Source organism: Thermaerobacillus caldiproteolyticus, from assembly GCF_013761245.1.
GTDB classification, from domain to species: domain Bacteria; phylum Bacillota; class Bacilli; order Bacillales; family Anoxybacillaceae; genus Thermaerobacillus; species Thermaerobacillus caldiproteolyticus.
The window spans coordinates 135,393-153,921 of sequence record NZ_JACDUT010000009.1 but is presented as its reverse complement, the minus strand read 5'-3'; the positions used below and the strand labels follow the sequence as shown (position 1 = coordinate 153,921).

The following is an 18,529-nucleotide window of genomic DNA, read 5'->3' as shown; positions in this document are numbered from 1 at the left end:
CTCTTTTAATACATAAGGGCAAATCTCTATGAAAGTGAGGGGGAATGTGCGTGTTGCGTTAACAAAACACTCCTGTACTTCCTCCTTTCGCGGGATTAATGAGGAAAAGGAGAAATAGTTGATAAAGGGCACTCCTATTGTTCTTTGTCAAACTCAACGTAGAAGGTTGGCGGCACGAAATCAGCGCCACCGTAAAACGCGTTGAATGTAATCGCATGTCTGCTATACACGGAAAAGAAAGATACGGTCAGCAGACAGAGACCATTGAAAACCGATGATTGCTTGAACATGTCTCTTGCATTCGGGTAGTCGTTAATTCGTCCCTGATGCAGAGGCAGGAGCGCTTAGCACGTTAGAACTGCTAGACACTCATAAGCTCCAGTCGCTACGAAGTTTCAACCAAACGGAGTTATTCATATATAAGTAAGTATAAAAATAGAGAAAGACTAACCACCGCAAGCAGCAGGTCTTTCCATCCATTCCACTACATATCTTCGTTAATTACCACGTTTTTCCCTTTTAATTTCATGAACAATGGAACAAGCACCCATAAAACGGCGGCGATTATAAGCACAAGGGAAATCGGTTTTTCGAAAAAGATCATAAAATCTCCATTCGAAGAGGTAAGGGCTCTTCTCATGTTATTTTCAATCATCGGACCAAGAACAAGCCCCAATACAAGAGGAGCAAGTGGAAAATCGTGTGAAGAAAGCAAATATCCGAACACCCCAAAGGCAATAAGCAGCAAGACATCGAACGTCGTTACTTGCACCGCATATACACCGAAAATGGAAATCGCGATAATCAGCGGAAGTAAATATTTCGAAGGTGTTTCAATGATTTTCGCAAATATTTTTACTAACGGCATATTTAAAATGAGAAGCATAATATTTCCAATAAACATACTGGCAATTAATCCCCACGCGACATCCGGATGTTCATCGAAAAGGAGCGGACCCGGCTGTACGTTGTACATGATTAAAGCTCCCATTAAAATCGCAGTTGTTCCAGAACCGGGAATCCCGAGTGTTAAGAGCGGAATCATTGCCCCTCCTGAAGCGGCATTATTGGCGGATTCCGGCGCTGCTACTCCGGCAATCGTTCCTTTCCCAAATTTTTCAGGTGTTTGGCTTAATTTTTTTTCCACGATATATGAAAAGAATGAAGCAAGAGTAGCACCAGCCCCCGGCAATACCCCGACAAAAAATCCTAGCAATGATCCTCGGGCAATCGGTCCAGCACTTTCCTTTAAATCCTCTTTCGACGGGATAATCCTTCCAATTTTCGCAATCTCCCCATCGTTTTTTTCTTTATGAAGGATGGCTTTAAATACTTCCCCGAGGGCAAATAACCCGACAGCGACGGTTAAAAATTCTAATCCTCCGTAAAGAACGGAAATATCATACGTAAATCTAGCTACCCCTGAAACACTGTCCAGTCCAATGGTAGAAAGTAATAGACCAAAAACAGTCATCATCCATGCTTTCGTCATTGAATTCCCGGCTAATCCGCTTACTGCTGCTAATCCAAGAAGCATTAAGGAAAAATATTCTGCCGGACCAAACTTCAATGCCAAGTTCGAAAGCGGTTGGGCAAGAAGCACAAGAGCAATGAGTGAAACAATCCCAGCGACAAACGAACCAATCGCAGCAATCGCTAGTGCAGAGCCTGCCCTCCCCTGCTTTGCCATCTGGTATCCGTCCAATGTTGTGACAACGGATGAAGATTCACCGGGCGTATTCAACAAAATTGAAGTAGTAGATCCACCGTACATTGCCCCATAATAAACACCTGCAAGCAAAATGATCGAACTGGTCGCCGCCTGAGCAGGATCTAATCCCGTTGTCATCGAGGCAGTGACTGGTATCAAAAGGGCAACCCCACTCATCGGACCAATTCCCGGTAAAACACCTACGGCCGTGCCAATGAGCACGCCAATAAAAGCAAATAACAAATTGTGGGGCTGTAACGCCGTTTGAAACCCATCGAAAAGAAAAGTAATCGCTTCCACTTTACTCCCTCCTTAACTGAACCAGACCGGCCAACTCGGCAACGTACCTTGCAGTAGTTTTACATATACAACATAAACACCAAATGAAAAACACGCTGAAATGATTATTGATTTCCATATATCCCCTCTTTGGATCGTTTGAAATCCAATTATAAGAAAGAGAAACGTTGTAATAATGTAACCAACATGTTCAAGCAACATCGCATATAATATAGAAGAAATGAGAATGACGAAAAATTTCTTATATTGCAATTCTCTCCTAGATGTATTCGCAACATCATAGCGCAATGTTTCTAGTAATAGCTTTATACTTAGCAAAGCGAGAACAAGACCTAACAAAAAAGGAAAGACATTGGGACCTACGGCACTTCCGTATGCACTTTTAGAGATTCGTAGACTTTCTAACATAAATAGCACCCCAATCGCTAAGAAAGCTACTGCTGCAAAGCGGTCGAACGTTTTGCTCATTCCCACACCTCCGTTTGTTTTTCGGATTATCTTCTCTTTAAAAAGGCAAGGCAGAACCCATTCACTTACTTATACATTCCTAACGACTTTAACATATCCCTAATGAGCTTCTCCTGTTCCTGCAAAAATTGCACAAATTCATCGGAACCTTTGTACTCAGGCTGCCACCCTTGCGTTGTCAGCTCCTCTTTCCATTTCTCGTGTTCAGATAACTTTTTGAACGTGTCCTCCCAAAACCTTTTCGCATCGTCAGACATTTGTTTTGCTCCAAATACGCCTCTCCAGATGGTAAATTCCGCATCAATTCCAAGTTCTTTCATCGTAGGAACATCTTTTAAATTGCCACCAAGACGTTCAGGAGCAGAAACGGCAAGAACCCTCACTTTTCTAGCTTTGACATACTCCTCAACTGAAGAAGCATCTGTCGCAATCACATCAGCATTTCCTCCGAGAAGAGCAGCCATCGCCTCTCCACCACCGTCATATGAGACATACTTTACTATCTTCGGGTCAATTCCAGATTTATAAATCGGAAGAATCGCAATTAAATGATCCATTGAACCAGGTGCAGATCCGCCCGCTATCGTTACAGACTTAGGCTTTTTCTTAATCTCGTCGATCAATTGAGGCAAAGATTGAAATTTCGAGTCTGCCTTGACAACAATGGCTCCAAAATCTTTCGTAAGCTGAGCCAGCGGAGTAGTATCTTTATAACCGAATGGGCTGTTTCCTTCTGCCTTTAAGTTGTTAATGATAATCGGCGGTGAACTCACAAACAACTTATAATCATTGTTTTTATCTTGTGTCGCATATTCCGCCATAAACACAGCTCCGCCACCGCCCGGCTTATTTTCCACCGTCATCGTTTGTTTAACGAGTTTCGTCTCATTCAACACTTTCGTAACCGCCCTTGCCGTTAAATCCCAACCTCCTCCAGCCCCCGAAGGAGCTACGAACACAATCGGCTTTGTTGGATAATTCGAATGTTGATTAGACTCTTTCGTAACATTGCTGCTTCCACAAGCACTAAGCACGAACATCGCAACTCCCATCACAATGAAACTCATCCACTTTTTCACCTTTTCTCCCCCCGCAACATTTATTTTTTGATAACGCTTACATATTTGAAAGTAATTATATTAGCAATTTCCTGAATGATGAGTTTTTGAAAATAAAAACAATTTTGTTCATTTTGTTTACTGAAAATCCGATCAATTACAGCAAGTAAACAAATATGCTTGTTGCTCCGAAAAGCTTCAGCAACATTTAGATGAAGCACGCGAAAATTTTGGCAAATCAGCTATAAAAAACACCTGCCATCTTCCGATAACGATCGGTTAATGGCAGGTGATAAATTTCTGTTTACTGTTCTTTTTTTAACAACTGCACTTGCTTCTTGACGGCATCAACAAGAGGATGGTCTTTTTCCAACTGAGAATATTGTAAAAGGGCACCTTCTATTCCCGCTGTCTCTACTGTCTTTTGCAATTCCACCGCTTCATGGTCTTCTTTATAATCAAACAATAACAGCGCTGCAATTCCTTTTATCAAACCAGCCGGTACTTCCGTAAATAATTCATAATATTGCTTAGCCGGACCAATGAGACGGTCATTGGCTCCAAGCTTGCGAATCGGTGAACGTGCCACTCTTACCACTTCATCCGAAATGGAAGGATTTGTAAATCTTTGAACAATTTTTTCTATATATGACTTATGTTCATCTTCATTCCATTTATATTTCTTCACTAACACAGCTCCTGATTCGTGTAGTGCCTTGTAAACATCGGAACGAATTTCTTCATCTTCCATTGCTTCTTTTATCGTTTGGAACTGCTTGTAATAACCTAAGTAAGCAGAAATTGCATGCCCCGTATTCACAGTGAAAAGCTTTCGCTCAATATAAGGCAGTAAATCATCCACAAACTGGGCGCCTGTTACAGTTGGAATCTCTCCGACTAAGTTTTGTTTTTCGACAACCCATTCAAAAAACGGTTCAACTACTACTGTTAACGGATCACTATGTTTTTGATTCGGTACAATGCGATCAACTGCGCAATTAGGAAAACCGTAATGCTTTTCAAATAACTTTGCTTCTTCTTCTGAAATCTTTTCAAAAACTTGTTCCTTTAGAAAAGCACTTCCGCCGATCATATTTTCACACGCGATAATATTCAGCGGTTTTTGATTCACTGATAATCTCTTACGAAGCCCTTCCGCAAGCACAGACGAGATGGCTGGCAAAACATTCGGTCCAACCGCTGTTGTTACTAAATCCGCTTTTGTCAAATAATCAATGACCTTATTGTATTCTTTCTGACTGTTAACAGCGGAAACATTGCGAATGAGCTGCTCTTTGCTGGATTCATCAGCAATAAGAACACGATACTCCTTTTTCTCATTTAACAAACGAACAACTTCATCATTGACATCGACAAATACAACCTCATAACCAGATTGAGAAAGTAAGCTGCCAATAAATCCTCTTCCAATATTTCCTGCACCAAAATGAATCGCTAACATATTAATTCACCCCGCTCAAAAGGTGAAGGATATCTTCTTCACTTGCTGCTTTTATCATTTTTTCCACATTTTCTTCCTCTGAACAAACAATCGCGATTTTTGAGAGGATTTCTAAATGCTCATCATTTTTCCCGGCAATCCCAATCAATATTTTCGCTATATTTCCATCCCCAAAATCAACTCCATCAGGGATTTGCACGATAGAAATTCCTGCATGTTTCACGAGATTTCTCGCATCCTCTGTGCCATGAGGGATAGCGACAAAGTTGCCCATATACGTAGATGTCAACGCTTCTCGTTCAAACATTTTATCAATATAAGAAGTTTCTACATAACCTTGATCGGCTAAAACGGTTCCCGCTAAACGGATAGCTTCTGTTTTATCTGCTACTGATGCTTGTAACACAATATTTTCTTTCTTTAAAATTGGCATCGACAATGTCATTCACTCCTTGTGATATTGAATATGTTCGTAAAAAAATTTTCCTAAATGATGGCTCAAAAAAGAGTAAAGTCGATCCTTATTTCCTGATACAAATACGTCCATACTTTCTTCATCTTTAACCACTAAAGAACTAATGTGGCTTAAAACAGAAATCGTCTCTTGGGCCGCCGACTCCGGTGCTAAAAGTAATAAAATTTTGTTCACCTTCATCTGTTTTTCATGCATTCCTTTTACCGTTTGCCATTTCGTTAATGTATAAATAGTAAAAGAAGGAAGAAGAATCCCTGAACTTCGAGTATGGTACAAAGCAAGGGAGGTTTCTGGTATTCCCAAACCGCCCATTTTTTCTCTGTTTAACAATTCAGTAAGAACTTGCTCCGCATTGCGAATAATTCCTCTTTCATATAATTGGCGGCACGCTTCGGATAACGCTTCTTGAATGGAACCGCTATCTAATTCTTGTAAAGTAAAACCATTCAAAATCTGCACAATCGTTTCACTCATTTTTTGAATCGAACTGAGATTCTCAATCACTTTTGCTGCACCTTCGCCCAAATGCTGAGTACGCGCTTTCGGAAATACCAGTCTCCGATTTTTAAGAAACTGTTTAATAGAGGCAATCTCATCTTCTTGCAGCATCGGACTAACGACAAAATACGGTTCTGTGAAGTTATGAATTGGCACTGTCGAAACAATGAGATCGTATTGATTCGTATCTACCTTTCCTAATTCAAAGACAGATATTTGTTCAATGTGTGCAATATCAGGAATTTCATTTTTCAATCTCGTTGCTAATATTTTGGCAGTGCCTAAACCGCTGGAACATATAACTAATGCATGCAGTCCCTGCTTTTCCCTTAATAAAGCGGAAGCAAAGTGAAGAACTAAATAACCGATTTCCTCCTTCGGAACTGTTAAATCAGGAAATACTTTTTTGACTCCTTTTTCTAGTGTAGAAAAAAGCTCAGAATAATCTTGAACAATTTTTTCCAAAAGCGGGTTAGCAATTCCCATGTTATGTCGGATGCGATAAAGGGCTGGCTTCAAATGAATGACCAAATCTTCATATAAAGGATAATCGTTCGTTAAATCTATGTTTAGTTCATCACTTACTACACGAATCAATTCTTGTGCCTTTATGCCCACTTCAAAACTCGCTTCTTCTAACATATGGCCTTGGCGATCTCGAAGTTTTGCTCCCATTAAATGCATCGTCATATAACCGATTTCTTCATTCGGTATCGTTATATGGAATGCACGTTCCAATGAGCGGGCAATTTTCTCGGCCGTTTCGAATTCCTTCGTCGCGCGAATCGTTTCCAAGTATTGTGGATCGAAATTAATCGGTTCTCCTTGAATAATCCGCTCAATGGCTAAGGCTAGATGGACAACTAAAGCAATATACGAACTATCAGCAATCGTAAAAGGAAGCTCATCTTTCATGTCTTCAATTTGCTTTTCAATGGTTAATAACTTTTTCTTATCAACGAGTCCGAGAAGTTTTTCAGTAACCGTATTAAGGGTATCTGCCGACTTTTTTTGAATCGATTCTTTCATTAACGAAAGAAACTCGTATTCATTAAAATGATTTAATAATAACTCACTCATCATCGCCCGTTTCGCTAATTCAGCACCTGCGATCTCAACCCCATATCCTCTTTTACGAATAAGAGAAAGCCCGTGTTTTTCGATTTTTTCACTTATTTTATCTAAATCATTGCTAATGGTTGCTACAGTAACATTTAAATCATTCGCGAGAGATAAAAGCTTTACGGGCTCTATTGCTTCTAGTAAAGTAATGAGGATAATAATTTGGCGCTCTTCCGGTGTGTACTCAGTATGGGACAAATGAAATAGATGAATTTGCAACTCTTTCTTCCTGTCTTCGTCTCCAGTTACTTGAATGCCAACCCCTGCCTTTTTTATAAGTTGCAAATTGTAATCTCCTAAAATGCACTCTATCCCTTTTAAATCCCGATGAACAGTACGATTGCTGACATTCAGCTGTTGTGCAAGCTCCCCTACTGTGATTCCTTTATCATGAGATAATAAAATATCGAGTATTTTTCTCTCTCGCGCAGATATATACATCGCTTCTTCACCCACCGTCTCAAGCAACCATTGTTGACATGATTTAGAATGAAAAATTATCTTTCAAAAGGGATTTTAGAGTGTTTCTCTCTCTATTACAACAAATAGATATTCCTTTTTCGTCTTCCTTATTGTTGCCATTTTTTAATAAATCATGAACGGCTAAAAACATAACGAATAGGGGAAGCCTTTTTCTCCCCTATTCGCGACTTTCTTTCAAACTTTCGATTAACTCATCATATTTCGGGCTATTTAGGAAATTTTCAACCGAAACATGGAAAGCGTTTGGTAATTTCTCTTTCGCACGTTCTGTTAAATTTTTATGGGTAATCACAATATCAGCATCTCCCGGAAGTTGGTTGATAGCGGTATTCGTTACTTGAATGTCCAATCCCGCTTTCTGTACCTTATTTCGCATAATCGAAGCTCCCATAGCACTTGAACCCATCCCTGCATCACAAGCAAAAACAATTTTTTTCACTTTTGATGGGACAGTCGCTTCTTTTTGTTGTAGCGAAGCCACAACATCGCTCTTTTTCCCTTTTAATTGCTGCATTTTTTCAGCGGCTTTATTCAAATCTTCCTCTTCTGTATTTTTAGTAGATTTCAAAAAGATAGATGCCACAAAGAAAGAGACAGCTGCCGCGACAAATACTCCTGCCAATACTCCGAGATAATTTCCTCTTGGCGTCATCGCTAACAAGGCGAAAATACTTCCAGGTGATGGAACCGCTACTAGCCCTGCATGGAAAACAGTAAACGTTAAAACACCGCTTACTCCCCCTGCCATGGCTGCTAAAATTAAAACCGGTTTCATTAAAATATATGGGAAGTAAATTTCATGAATACCGCCGAGAAAATGAATGATCGCAGCCCCTGGAGCCGACTGTTTAGCTGTTCCTTTGCCAAATAACCAATAAGCAAGCAAAATACCAAGACCTGGGCCCGGGTTTGTTTCAAGTAAGAATAGAATCGATTTGCCTGTTTTTGTTGCCTGCTCGATGCCAAGCGGGCTTAAAATTCCGTGATTAATCGCATTATTCAAAAATAAGACCTTCGCAGGTTCAATAAAAATATTTGCTAACGGCAATAATTTGAGATTGATAATTGTCTCAACACCAGCAGCTAGCGTTTTGTTCAATCCTAAAACAATCGGCCCAACTCCTTTGAAAGCCACTAACGTTAAAATTCCACCAATAATTCCGGCTGAGAAGTTGTTTACTAACATTTCAAATCCTTGTTTGACTTTCCCTTGAATAAGTTGGTCAAATTTTTTAATGAGGTAGCCACCAAGTGGTCCCATAATCATAGCCCCAAGAAACATGGGAATGTCAGAACCGACAATAACCCCCATCGTCGCAGTCGCACCAACAACACCGCCGCGAACATCATGAATCATTTTACCGCCTGTATAACCGATTAATAATGGCAGCAAATACGTAATCATCGGACTGACAAGCTTAGCAAATGCTTCATTCGGTATCCATCCTGCCGGAATAAATAATGCAGTGATAATTCCCCAAGCAATAAACGCACCGATATTCGGCATGATCATTCCGCTTAAATAACTTCCAAAACGTTGAACCTTTACACGAAAACTAGACTGATTTTCTGTTGTATGAGTCATGTTGCATTTCTCCTTTTCTATATACTGTACCTCTATCTTAAAGCGCTTACATCATATATTCAATAAAAAGTAAATATCATTTTGTCCGACACATTATTGTCATTTTTTAAAAAAGGGGACTTGCCATCAATATGCTGGGGAAACATATATATGGAATGAACGAATAGCGATACATATGAGATAGGCTCATGCCATTAAATATTCTATCCTAAACATAAAAAGAGGCAACCATTAGGTTTGCCTCTTTTTATGTTTACGCAAGAATCTCTTCAATTTTTTCAATGACTTCATCTGATAGTTCAACATCCACTGCTTTGACATTTTCTTCGACTTGTTCTGGTTTGCTTGCCCCAATTAATGCACTGGCAACGTTCGGCTGACGCAACACCCACGCTAGTGCTAATTGTGAAAGCTTAATCCCTAATTCGTTCGCAAGCGTTTGTAATTGTTCGACCTTTATTAATACGTCGTCTTTCAACAAATCATTGATAAACTTATTAGATTTTGGATCGCTCGCACGGCTTCCTTCAGGAACTTTTTCGCCTCTTTTATATTTCCCCGTCAGCACTCCTTGAGCTAATGGCGAAAACACAATTTGACTAATGCCATTTTGTTCGCAAACAGGGATGACTTCTTTTTCAATATAACGATTTAACATATTGTAAACAGGCTGATTGACAACAATCCGGTCAAGTAAATATTTATCTGCCGTGCCTAGAGCTTCTTGGATTTGTTGAGCCGTCCATTCGCTGACACCGACATACAATACTTTTCCTTGACGAACAAGATCGTCAATCGTTCGCAATGTTTCGTCAACTGGCGTTTCTGTGTCATAACGATGGCAATAGTAAATATCGACATAATCTAAATTTAGGCGTTTTAAGCTTGCATGAAGCTGCTCGAACACATGCTTTCTTGAAAGCCCACGATCATTCGGGCCGTCTCCCATAGGCCAGAATACTTTCGTTGCAATAACATAAGATTCTCTTGGGTATTTTCGCAATGCTTCGCCGACAATCTTTTCTGCTTCGCCGTTTGCGTACACATTTGCCGTATCAAAAGAATTAATTCCGAGCTCATACGCTTTATCAATCGTTTTTATTGCTGCTTCTTTTTCAATGGAGTTTCCGTATGTAAGCCAGCTTCCTAAGCTAATCTCACTTACTTTTAACCCCGTTCTTCCGAGTTTGCGATATTTCATCTACCCCTCTCTCCCTTCCAAATTTATCTAAAATAACAGACAAAATTATTATAAAATTTTTATGATTTTTTGGGAAGGATTTTGCTTGATTATTTCAAATATTTAACATCAGCGTATACATAGAACCATTTATTCTACCCTCACTAGTCGAAACGCTTGACCTTCTTTTACATAGGAAAGAAGAGGCAAATCCTCTTCTATAATGCAGCCGACAACATTAACTTTTTCATCTTGCGGCAAATCGGCTAACGTAATTTGTAATTCTCCTGCATACCTTCCGTATAACGTATTATCAATCGTAACACTTCCTTTCCGCCTTCTTACCGTATTCGAAGGTGCTAATAGGTCATCCGTCCACAATATAGATGAACGTGATTCGATCGAACGAATTACATCTCTAGCAGGATCAAGGCGGTTCGTATGAACGGTTTCGATCATCGATAACATGTCCTCTTGCACAACTATCGGCTTATATCTAAGCGGGATGATCCCCTTATGCACTTCAGACATTCGTCTCAATGTTTCATCGGTCATGCTTATATCGCCAATCAATACTTTATCGATATCGCAGTCTCTCACTAATTCTAAATAAGCATAAACCGGTTCTATATTACGATGTTTTTCTAATGTAGGCAGTCCTTTGTATAAAGGCCCTCTCTTTTCCTTGTTTCCCGGGATAAATGCTGCGATCGTTCCGATTCCAAATTGCCGTAAACGCTCATTCTTTCTTATCATGTAATCTTTCGATAGCCCGGTTTCCGGACGAGGATAAAAATTATGCCACGCCTCCACATTGTCCCAATGCAAGCGATGAGATTTTAGTAATTGCAGCTCTTCTTCTGAAATCGTGCTAGCGTTCAACGCTACTTTTATTATTTGTGAAAACTGAGCCACTTCCTCAGCGGAAAAGCCATCATCTAGCCGCAAACCAGATACTCCCCAGTCTACTAATATACTAAGGTCGCACGGACGGATTCCTACATATTGAAACGACTTCGGAGAAACATCGGCTATTAGTTCCATTCCATGCCGTTTCGCTTCATTTCCAATCGTTCGCAGAAGATCTTTATACACCCCCGGATCATCTTCAGGAATATGAAGAGAAGTAAAAATTTCCCGAAATCCAAACGTTTTGGCTTTGTGAATCCATACTTCATTCTTTTTCATCGTTTGGCTGGATAAATAAATAGAGATTCCAAGCATGAAGCCTCCTCCATTCGCAGAAATAGGAGGGAGATGTCCCTCCTCCCGCTACATGTTTTCTGCCATTTCTTCTTTAAATCCGAAGAAATAAGTGAAGATGAATCCAAATGTATAGGCAATCAACAACCCTATGAAATAAATAATATATTTATTTTCTGCAATTAATGGGATCAGTGATAAACCGGAAACTCCGATTCCGAGCGCAGCTGTTTTCATTACTGCTTGGAAAGCGCCTCCTACCGCCGCTCCAAGACACGCTGTAAGAAATGGTCTTCCTAACGGTAACGTCACCCCATACAATAATGGTTCTCCGATTCCTAAAAATCCTACAGGCAAAGCTCCTTTAATAATATTGCGTAACCGTTTATTTTTCGTTTTCACAAAAATGGCAATAGCCGCCCCCACTTGGCCGGCTCCGGCCATGGCTAAAATCGGGAGAATCGGTGTGACTCCTGTGCTATTAATAAACTCCATATGAATCGGTGTCAATCCATGATGCAGTCCTACCATCACAAGCGGTAAGAAAGTCCCCGCTAAAATCGCCCCGGCGACAGCACCTCCAATATCAAGCACCGCTTTGATTCCGCTAGTAATCCCTGTAGATAATAATCCGGCGACAGGCTGTACCGCAACAATGGTTAATAGACATACTACCAATACGGTAATCAATGGTGTCACAATAATATCTACAGCATTAGGAACCACTTTGCGGACATTTTTTTCTACGACTGTCATTAGCCAAGCAGCAAACATCACCGCAAATAATCCGCCACGCCCAGGTGTAAGCGCTTCCCCAAATAGTTTAATATCTGCAAGCGCTGGATTAAAAATTAAAATTCCTGCAATCGCTCCTAATACCGGGGTACCCCCAAACTCTTTTGCCGTATTGAATCCGACTAACACTCCTAAAGAAGCAAAGATCCCTCCGCCAATGAGCAGCAAAATTTGTAACCATGTTTCCGTTGGAGCAACACCTGCGTTTTTCGCAAAGTTCGCAATCCCATTAATGATTCCTGATGCGACTAATCCGGGAATAAGAGGGATAAAAATGCTACCAATCTTGCGAAGCAAACGTTTAAATGGGGCTTGATTTCTTTGCTGAAATTCTGCCTTTTTCTTAGCTGCAATGTCCATTTCTTCCTCGACCACTTCTCCAAGATGTAACCCTGCCAATTGGCCAATTTCCATAGCGACTTTGTTGACAATGCCAGGACCGATTACAATTTGCAGCGTTTCATCCTCAATGACTCCCATAACTCCTTTTACCTGTTTCACTCCCGCTACATCCGCTTTTGTTTCATCACGTAAGGTCATACGAAGACGTGTCATGCAGTGGGCTATACTAGAAATATTGTTCGCACCTCCGAGTCGCTCCACAATCTCAACGGCCATTCGTTGCTCATGTTTCATGTGAATCCTCTCCCCCTAAAAATAATTAGATTAAAGCTTTGCGAACAAACCCATTTGCTTTCTGCAATTTTTGAAGCGCTTCTTCATAGCTGCACTTCAGTAAAATCATAATAATGGCTGTTTTGACATGACGGTGGGCAGCTTCATAATAGTGCGTTGCCGTTTCGTAATCCACATTCGTTGCTTGCATGATGATGCGTTTTGAGCGTTCTATTAATTTACTATTAGTAGATTGTACGTCTACCATGAGGTTTTTATACACTTTTCCAATCCCAATCATAGATGCAGTGGAAATCATATTTAACACGAACTTTTGGGCTGTGCCTGCTTTCAGACGCGTCGAACCTGTTAAAATTTCCGGACCTGTCTCTACTTCAATACTGACATCGGCATACTTGCTTATTTCAGCATTTTTATTACAAGCAAGGCTTCCTGTCGTTGCACCTACTTTTTTTGCATATTTTAATCCGCTGATAACGTACGGTGTACGCCCGCTTGCTGCGATACCAATAACTGTATCTTTTTCCGTTACACCAATAGCCTGTAAATCTTCTACGGCCATCTCCTCGTTATCTTCCGCTCCTTCAACAGCATTTGTAAACGCTTCCAACCCACCCGCGATTAATCCTTGTACCATGCTTTGGTCAGTCCCGAACGTCGGCGGGCATTCCACCGCATCCAAAATGCCAAGCCGCCCGCTTGTACCAGCGCCCATATAAATGAGTCGCCCACCTTGCTGAAAAGAAGCAATCACTTTGTGAACGAGTTTTTCAATTTGGTCAAGTTCTTTGGAAACAGCCACTGCTACCGTCTGATCTTCTTCATTCATAATTTGTAAAATTTCTTTTGTCGTCATTTCGTCTAAGTTCCATGTTTTTTTGTTACGTTGCTCTGTCGTTAAGTGTTCTAACATGCCGTCACCTTCTCAGATTGAAATTTTATTTCATATTTTTATTTTATCAACACGAAATAAAAAAACAATCTTTTTCTTATCTTCCCCGAAAATTCTTTCATCCAGAAAAAAAAGAAGGGAAATGTAAATTACTCCCTTCTCGTGCTAACCATATCGGCCTTTTTGAAATAAAATTTCATTATCTTCGCAATCGAACAACTTCCTCTCTTGCTTCATGGAACTTTTCAATCACGCTACTGCCCATCTGGTGAAATGTAATTAAATATAGCGCATCAATTATGTTCAGTTGCGTCATTCTTGATGCCATACTTCCGATTCGGTGGTCTTGTTCCACATCAGGTACACATAATTTAATATCTGCTTCTTTATATAATGGAGAGGATGGATCGAGTTTTGTAATCGCAATGACTGTTGCGCTTTTCTTCTTCGCAAATTGAACAATCTCCAATACATCCTTCGTTCTTCCCGATGTTGAAATCGCCACTAGGACATCATTCGGTTCCAAATTCGCAATGAGTGGAATCATCATATGAAAATCGTGAGACATCATTGACACATACCCAAGTTTTGTAAACTTATAACAAGCATCTAACGCAGAGGCTGCCGACCCGCCCACTCCGTAAAATAAAATCTTTTTTGCCTTTACCATCGCTTCCGCTGCTTTTTCTAATTCCTTTCTATCTATTGTCGCTGTTGTTGATTCAACAGCCGCTTTATTGACATACGTCACCTTATTAAACAAGTCGAACGGCGTATCTTTCTTTTCAATAATGGAAAAGTCGTTAATGTTCATATCCGCGATCGTTAACTCACGGACAAGGGTTAATTTCAATGCTTTAAAGCTGCCTATGCCGATCGTTTTGCAAAAGCGAACAACACTTGCCTCACTCGCCCCAGCATTTTTCGATATATCCTTCGTTGTCATATTCGGAACGAGCTCTGCATGTTCCATAATATACATCGCTACCTTTTTTTCCGCCGGAGAAAATCGCTCCATATGATTTTGAATTTTTGACAGAATACTTAGCTGCTTCATCCCTCTCCCCCTTCCTAGCTGTCGTGGCCAATCACATTCAAACCAATCATACCATTCATAATCGGAAAAACAAACCAGATGATGCTTTTGATACTTATTTACCTTTCGTTTCTTTTCCATCCTCACAATATGTAATATATAATTTACATATGTAAAAAATATGTTACAATCAATATAGAGGTGATTGTTTATATGCAAGAACCAATCATTAGAAATAAAGTGAAATTAGCACGAATTGAAAAAGGAAACTTAACACAAGCAGAACTAGCGAAAAAGGCCGGTATTACAAGACAAACGTTACATTTAATCGAAGCTGAAAAATATAATCCTTCCTTAAAAGTATGCTTATTGTTAAGCAAATACTTAGAAAAACCGCTGGATGAACTCTTTTGGCTTGAAGAACATTGAAAAGGGGAGTAAGGCTTAGTGGAAAAGGTCGATATTCGCATTTTCATTAAGTTTTTTGATTTCTTTTGGTATTTTAAGTCTCGCTGTTAGAGAAATTCAATGGCTAAGCTTTTTAGCCGCATTATTGGGATATGGAATTTCTCGTTTATTAAAGGCGAGGAAAAAGAAATTAAGCGGGGAAGAGATAGAAGATGAAAGAGTCAATGACAATATAAGAACGTTAATTTTGATGACTTTTTTATGTTCCAACTTTTTATTACTATTATATCTAGTCATCAATGATTGCGTATTGCACAAATCGTTTATCAAGATCAATTATTTAACATTATATATTATTGCCACCTTTTTTATCGGGCTTTTCATTATGCCACAATTGCAAAAAGACGATAATGATTTCGCGCGCAAAAACAAGCTCTATGAAAGCTTATCAAAAATATTCCGTTTTTTTCTTGAAACATAGGTAATTCTTTCAACTTACAATGGGTTTGTTGTAATAAGAAAAGCGAAATGCACGTAATTACGGTCCATTTCGCTTTTCTTTTGAATCATTGTTTGGCTTTACGATCATAGTTGAACCAAAACGGTTTGGACTTGATTGCGTTTAACGTTCACTTCAAATTCTTTATGTGGATGGTATGCAATAGAAGCAATGATCTTCTCATTTAAGTTCGTTTTTTGAATTTGGGTAAGCGGGCCCTTCCACTGAAATATCGCTTTTTTCTCTGCTTCAGAAGGATTGTAAAAGCGAACGATAATGCCCGAGTCGTCTTCGCTTCGTTTGACGGCACTTAAGACGATATACGGATCTTTTTGTTCAAATAAACTATACTGATATGGCACATGAAAGTCGACATTATTCATCTTCATGGCATCATACGGCATTTTATTATACGTGTATAACGGGGTTAAAAATTCTTTAGCTCTCTTTGCCACATTCGCTTGTACCGTTGTCCCTTGATGAGTAGTGATCGCAAAATGCACTTTATTGCTTCCTATCATTTGAGAATCCGGTGTTTCCATTTTGATACCCGATGGTCGTCCCGGTCTTCTCACTATGTCTTCCTTTCCAAGATAGCCGATACTTCTAAAAAGCGTAACCGCTATTGTGTCGTAGTGCTCTCCTACAATTTCATACTCTCTCGTACTGTTGGTTAACACCGCTACTCCATAATGTTCATTTGACAAGCCCACATAGCTTAACATTGGATAAATCGAATCGGGTCTTTCATCCCAATTTTCTGTTTCCCAAACTTCGATAGCTGGATCGACAACTCGTCTTTTTATATTTCCGAATTGATTATCCGCTATTGCATAGGTTGATGAGATTCCAGTTGGAATGTATGCTCTTACTCTATGGTCTTTCGCAATATTTTCAATATCCATTTTTACATCAATGATCGGTTTATTCATCGGGACCGTTAATTGAATATTGACATCAATAAAACTATCACGCCGCTTTGCTTTACGACTTTCGATATTGGCTGGTACAGGTAATTGGTAATGAATATCCACATAAGCAAAGTACTGATTCTGCCGCATGGAGTACTGTGCTTTTACATCATCACTGAGCACGATAAAATCGTTCAGTAAGGGAGAATAGTCATATTCGTCTCCATCGTCCGCCATATCTTCTATCAATAGTACATTATCAAACGTACGCTGTAATGTTTTATCATAAATCTTCAACGTACCATTTTCATTCACCGTTAAAGAATAGAACTCCGTGTCGATTTGATTTACTTCTTCGGATACATTCTTGATCATTGTATCCGCTTCTTTTATGAAATAGGCTCTGTATCCCATCGCCGGAATGTCGTCTTGAAACTGAATGGTATATCGAACAAACGGATCATAGTTTCCATAATGAACAATTTGTCTATCGACCAGTCCCGGATCTATCGTTTCTTTTTTCACAACCTCGAAATCAATTTCATTTTCGTTTTCATCCACTAACTTGAAATTTGCTATTTTTGTTGTAATTTCCGCCTGAATCGGTTCATTTCTTTCATAAGGAAGAAAATTATATACAACTAATTTATCTAATGATTGATCACAAGGCATCGCGTCCGCTATTTTTCTCATATAAAATGAAATGAGTTGATCGGCTTTCTCCTCCGCTATGAAAAATCGAGACATAATGTCACGATGCACTTTATCGGAGCAGCAACAGCCTATACTATCATGAGCGTGATTTTTCATCATCTCTTTCCAAATTAACTCGATTAATTTATGGTGATACGCAAACCCAAGAGTCGACGCGATGGAAGCTAACGGTTCTAAAATATTCGTTATCTTATTTTCGATTCTTGTATTTGCTGCTTTAATATCCATCCTTGTTGAGTAAATGCTTCGATGTACTCGCATATATTTTCCGTCTAAAAACTCTCCTTTTATCGTTGCCAGCCCCTCTTGTTTTTCTAATTCGTCAAAGATATGTTCGTAACGACTTAAAAAGAAAATTCTTTCCGGATATAATTTCCGTAATACTTCTATTACGTCAAAAATGTTCTTTTGAATCGGCATTTGATCATGTCCGTTTGGAATAATAATATGGTCGGTAGTCGCTCTCCGATCTAACACCGAAAAGTACGTATCCATACGCTTCTTTAATTTTGCTTCATCTGTTGGAAGATATTTTCCTATCGCATATCCCAGTGGAAATACTTGAACAAGTACCCTTGACCCTTCATCGCTTGCCCAATAAAATTCCGTTTGATCGGTCCCGTGTCTTTCCGAAATTCCCCGCCAAAAAATTGCCCGCTGAATGCCAAATCCATTTAATAGTTGCGGCAGTTGGGAAGATTGCCCGAATGAATCCGGAAGATAACCTATTTTCATCGGCTCTCCAAACTCTTCGCAATCCTTTAGTCCGTATAAAAGGTTTCGAACAATCGACTCCCCGCCAACGACCATTTCGTCCGTCTGTGTATACCAAGGGCCTATGATTAATTTGCCTTGTTGGACTAACTTTTGGATTCGCTTTTTATATTCTGGTTTTACGGCAAGATAGTCTTCCAACACAACCGTTTGCCCGTCCAACACATAATGGGGGTAGTCCGGATTTGTTTCAAGCATATCTAAAATTTCTTCCATATTATTTACAAGAAGAATTCTCGATTCTTCAGCCGAAAAATACCATTCTCGGTCCCAATGCATATGCGGAACAATATGAACATACTTTTTCAAAACATCCACC

14 protein-coding genes are annotated in these 18,529 nt (G+C 39.6%); 1 reads left to right on the top strand and 13 read right to left on the bottom strand.

The window, feature by feature from the left end; all coding sequences use genetic code 11:
- Positions 1 to 484: 484 nt before the first annotated feature.
- The 12 genes from HNR31_RS14110 to HNR31_RS14055 form a co-directional block, all read right to left on the bottom strand.
- Positions 485 to 2,011: a tripartite tricarboxylate transporter permease gene (locus HNR31_RS14110; RefSeq protein WP_181556862.1), complete on the bottom strand. Its 1,527-nt coding sequence runs from the start codon at positions 2,009 to 2,011 to the stop codon at positions 485 to 487.
- A gap of 12 nt (positions 2,012 to 2,023) precedes the next feature.
- The gene (locus HNR31_RS14105; RefSeq protein ID WP_181556861.1) at positions 2,024 to 2,479 is read right to left on the bottom strand and encodes a tripartite tricarboxylate transporter TctB family protein; all 456 of its coding nucleotides are present in this window, start codon (positions 2,477 to 2,479) and stop codon (positions 2,024 to 2,026) included.
- A 65-nt stretch (positions 2,480 to 2,544) separates the two neighbouring features.
- On the bottom strand, positions 2,545 to 3,519 hold the full coding sequence (locus HNR31_RS14100; RefSeq protein ID WP_258561095.1) for a tripartite tricarboxylate transporter substrate binding protein: 975 nt from the start codon (positions 3,517 to 3,519) through the stop codon (positions 2,545 to 2,547).
- Positions 3,520 to 3,841: 322 nt separating this feature from the next.
- Positions 3,842 to 4,999 carry a mannitol-1-phosphate 5-dehydrogenase gene (locus tag HNR31_RS14095; protein ID WP_181556860.1) on the bottom strand — a complete coding sequence of 386 codons (1,158 nt, stop codon included), beginning with the start codon at positions 4,997 to 4,999 and terminating at the stop codon, positions 3,842 to 3,844.
- A gap of 1 nt (position 5,000) precedes the next feature.
- Positions 5,001 to 5,438: a PTS sugar transporter subunit IIA gene (locus HNR31_RS14090; RefSeq protein ID WP_181556859.1), complete on the bottom strand. Its 438-nt coding sequence runs from the start codon at positions 5,436 to 5,438 to the stop codon at positions 5,001 to 5,003.
- Between the two features lie 6 nt (positions 5,439 to 5,444).
- Entirely contained in the window at positions 5,445 to 7,535 is a 2,091-nt protein-coding gene (locus HNR31_RS14085) for a BglG family transcription antiterminator (protein WP_181556858.1), read from the bottom strand.
- 199 nt (positions 7,536 to 7,734) lie between these two features.
- Positions 7,735 to 9,162, bottom strand: a complete 1,428-nt coding sequence (locus tag HNR31_RS14080) for a PTS mannitol transporter subunit IICB (RefSeq protein WP_181556857.1) — start codon at positions 9,160 to 9,162, stop codon at positions 7,735 to 7,737.
- A gap of 253 nt (positions 9,163 to 9,415) precedes the next feature.
- Positions 9,416 to 10,363, bottom strand: coding sequence for an aldo/keto reductase family protein (locus HNR31_RS14075; RefSeq protein ID WP_181556856.1), 948 nt, complete (start codon positions 10,361 to 10,363; stop codon positions 9,416 to 9,418).
- A 129-nt stretch (positions 10,364 to 10,492) separates the two neighbouring features.
- Positions 10,493 to 11,566: a DUF871 domain-containing protein gene (locus HNR31_RS14070; protein WP_181556855.1), complete on the bottom strand. Its 1,074-nt coding sequence runs from the start codon at positions 11,564 to 11,566 to the stop codon at positions 10,493 to 10,495.
- Between the two features lie 48 nt (positions 11,567 to 11,614).
- Positions 11,615 to 12,976, bottom strand: a complete 1,362-nt coding sequence (locus HNR31_RS14065) for a PTS transporter subunit EIIC (RefSeq protein WP_181556854.1) — start codon at positions 12,974 to 12,976, stop codon at positions 11,615 to 11,617.
- A 25-nt stretch (positions 12,977 to 13,001) separates the two neighbouring features.
- Positions 13,002 to 13,889: an N-acetylmuramic acid 6-phosphate etherase gene (gene murQ / locus HNR31_RS14060; protein WP_181556853.1), complete on the bottom strand. Its 888-nt coding sequence runs from the start codon at positions 13,887 to 13,889 to the stop codon at positions 13,002 to 13,004.
- Between the two features lie 178 nt (positions 13,890 to 14,067).
- Complete coding sequence (locus tag HNR31_RS14055) at positions 14,068 to 14,925, bottom strand: MurR/RpiR family transcriptional regulator (RefSeq protein ID WP_181556852.1); 858 nt, start codon at positions 14,923 to 14,925, stop codon at positions 14,068 to 14,070.
- A gap of 192 nt (positions 14,926 to 15,117) precedes the next feature.
- On the opposite strand from HNR31_RS14055, the gene HNR31_RS14050 reads away from it, so the two are divergent.
- Complete coding sequence (locus tag HNR31_RS14050; protein WP_181556851.1) at positions 15,118 to 15,333, top strand: helix-turn-helix transcriptional regulator; 216 nt, start codon at positions 15,118 to 15,120, stop codon at positions 15,331 to 15,333.
- Between the two features lie 564 nt (positions 15,334 to 15,897).
- Here HNR31_RS14050 and mngB read toward each other — a convergent pair.
- On the bottom strand, positions 15,898 to 18,519 hold the full coding sequence (mngB, locus tag HNR31_RS14045; RefSeq protein ID WP_181556850.1) for a mannosylglycerate hydrolase: 2,622 nt from the start codon (positions 18,517 to 18,519) through the stop codon (positions 15,898 to 15,900).
- Between the last annotated feature and the right edge of the window lie 10 nt (positions 18,520 to 18,529).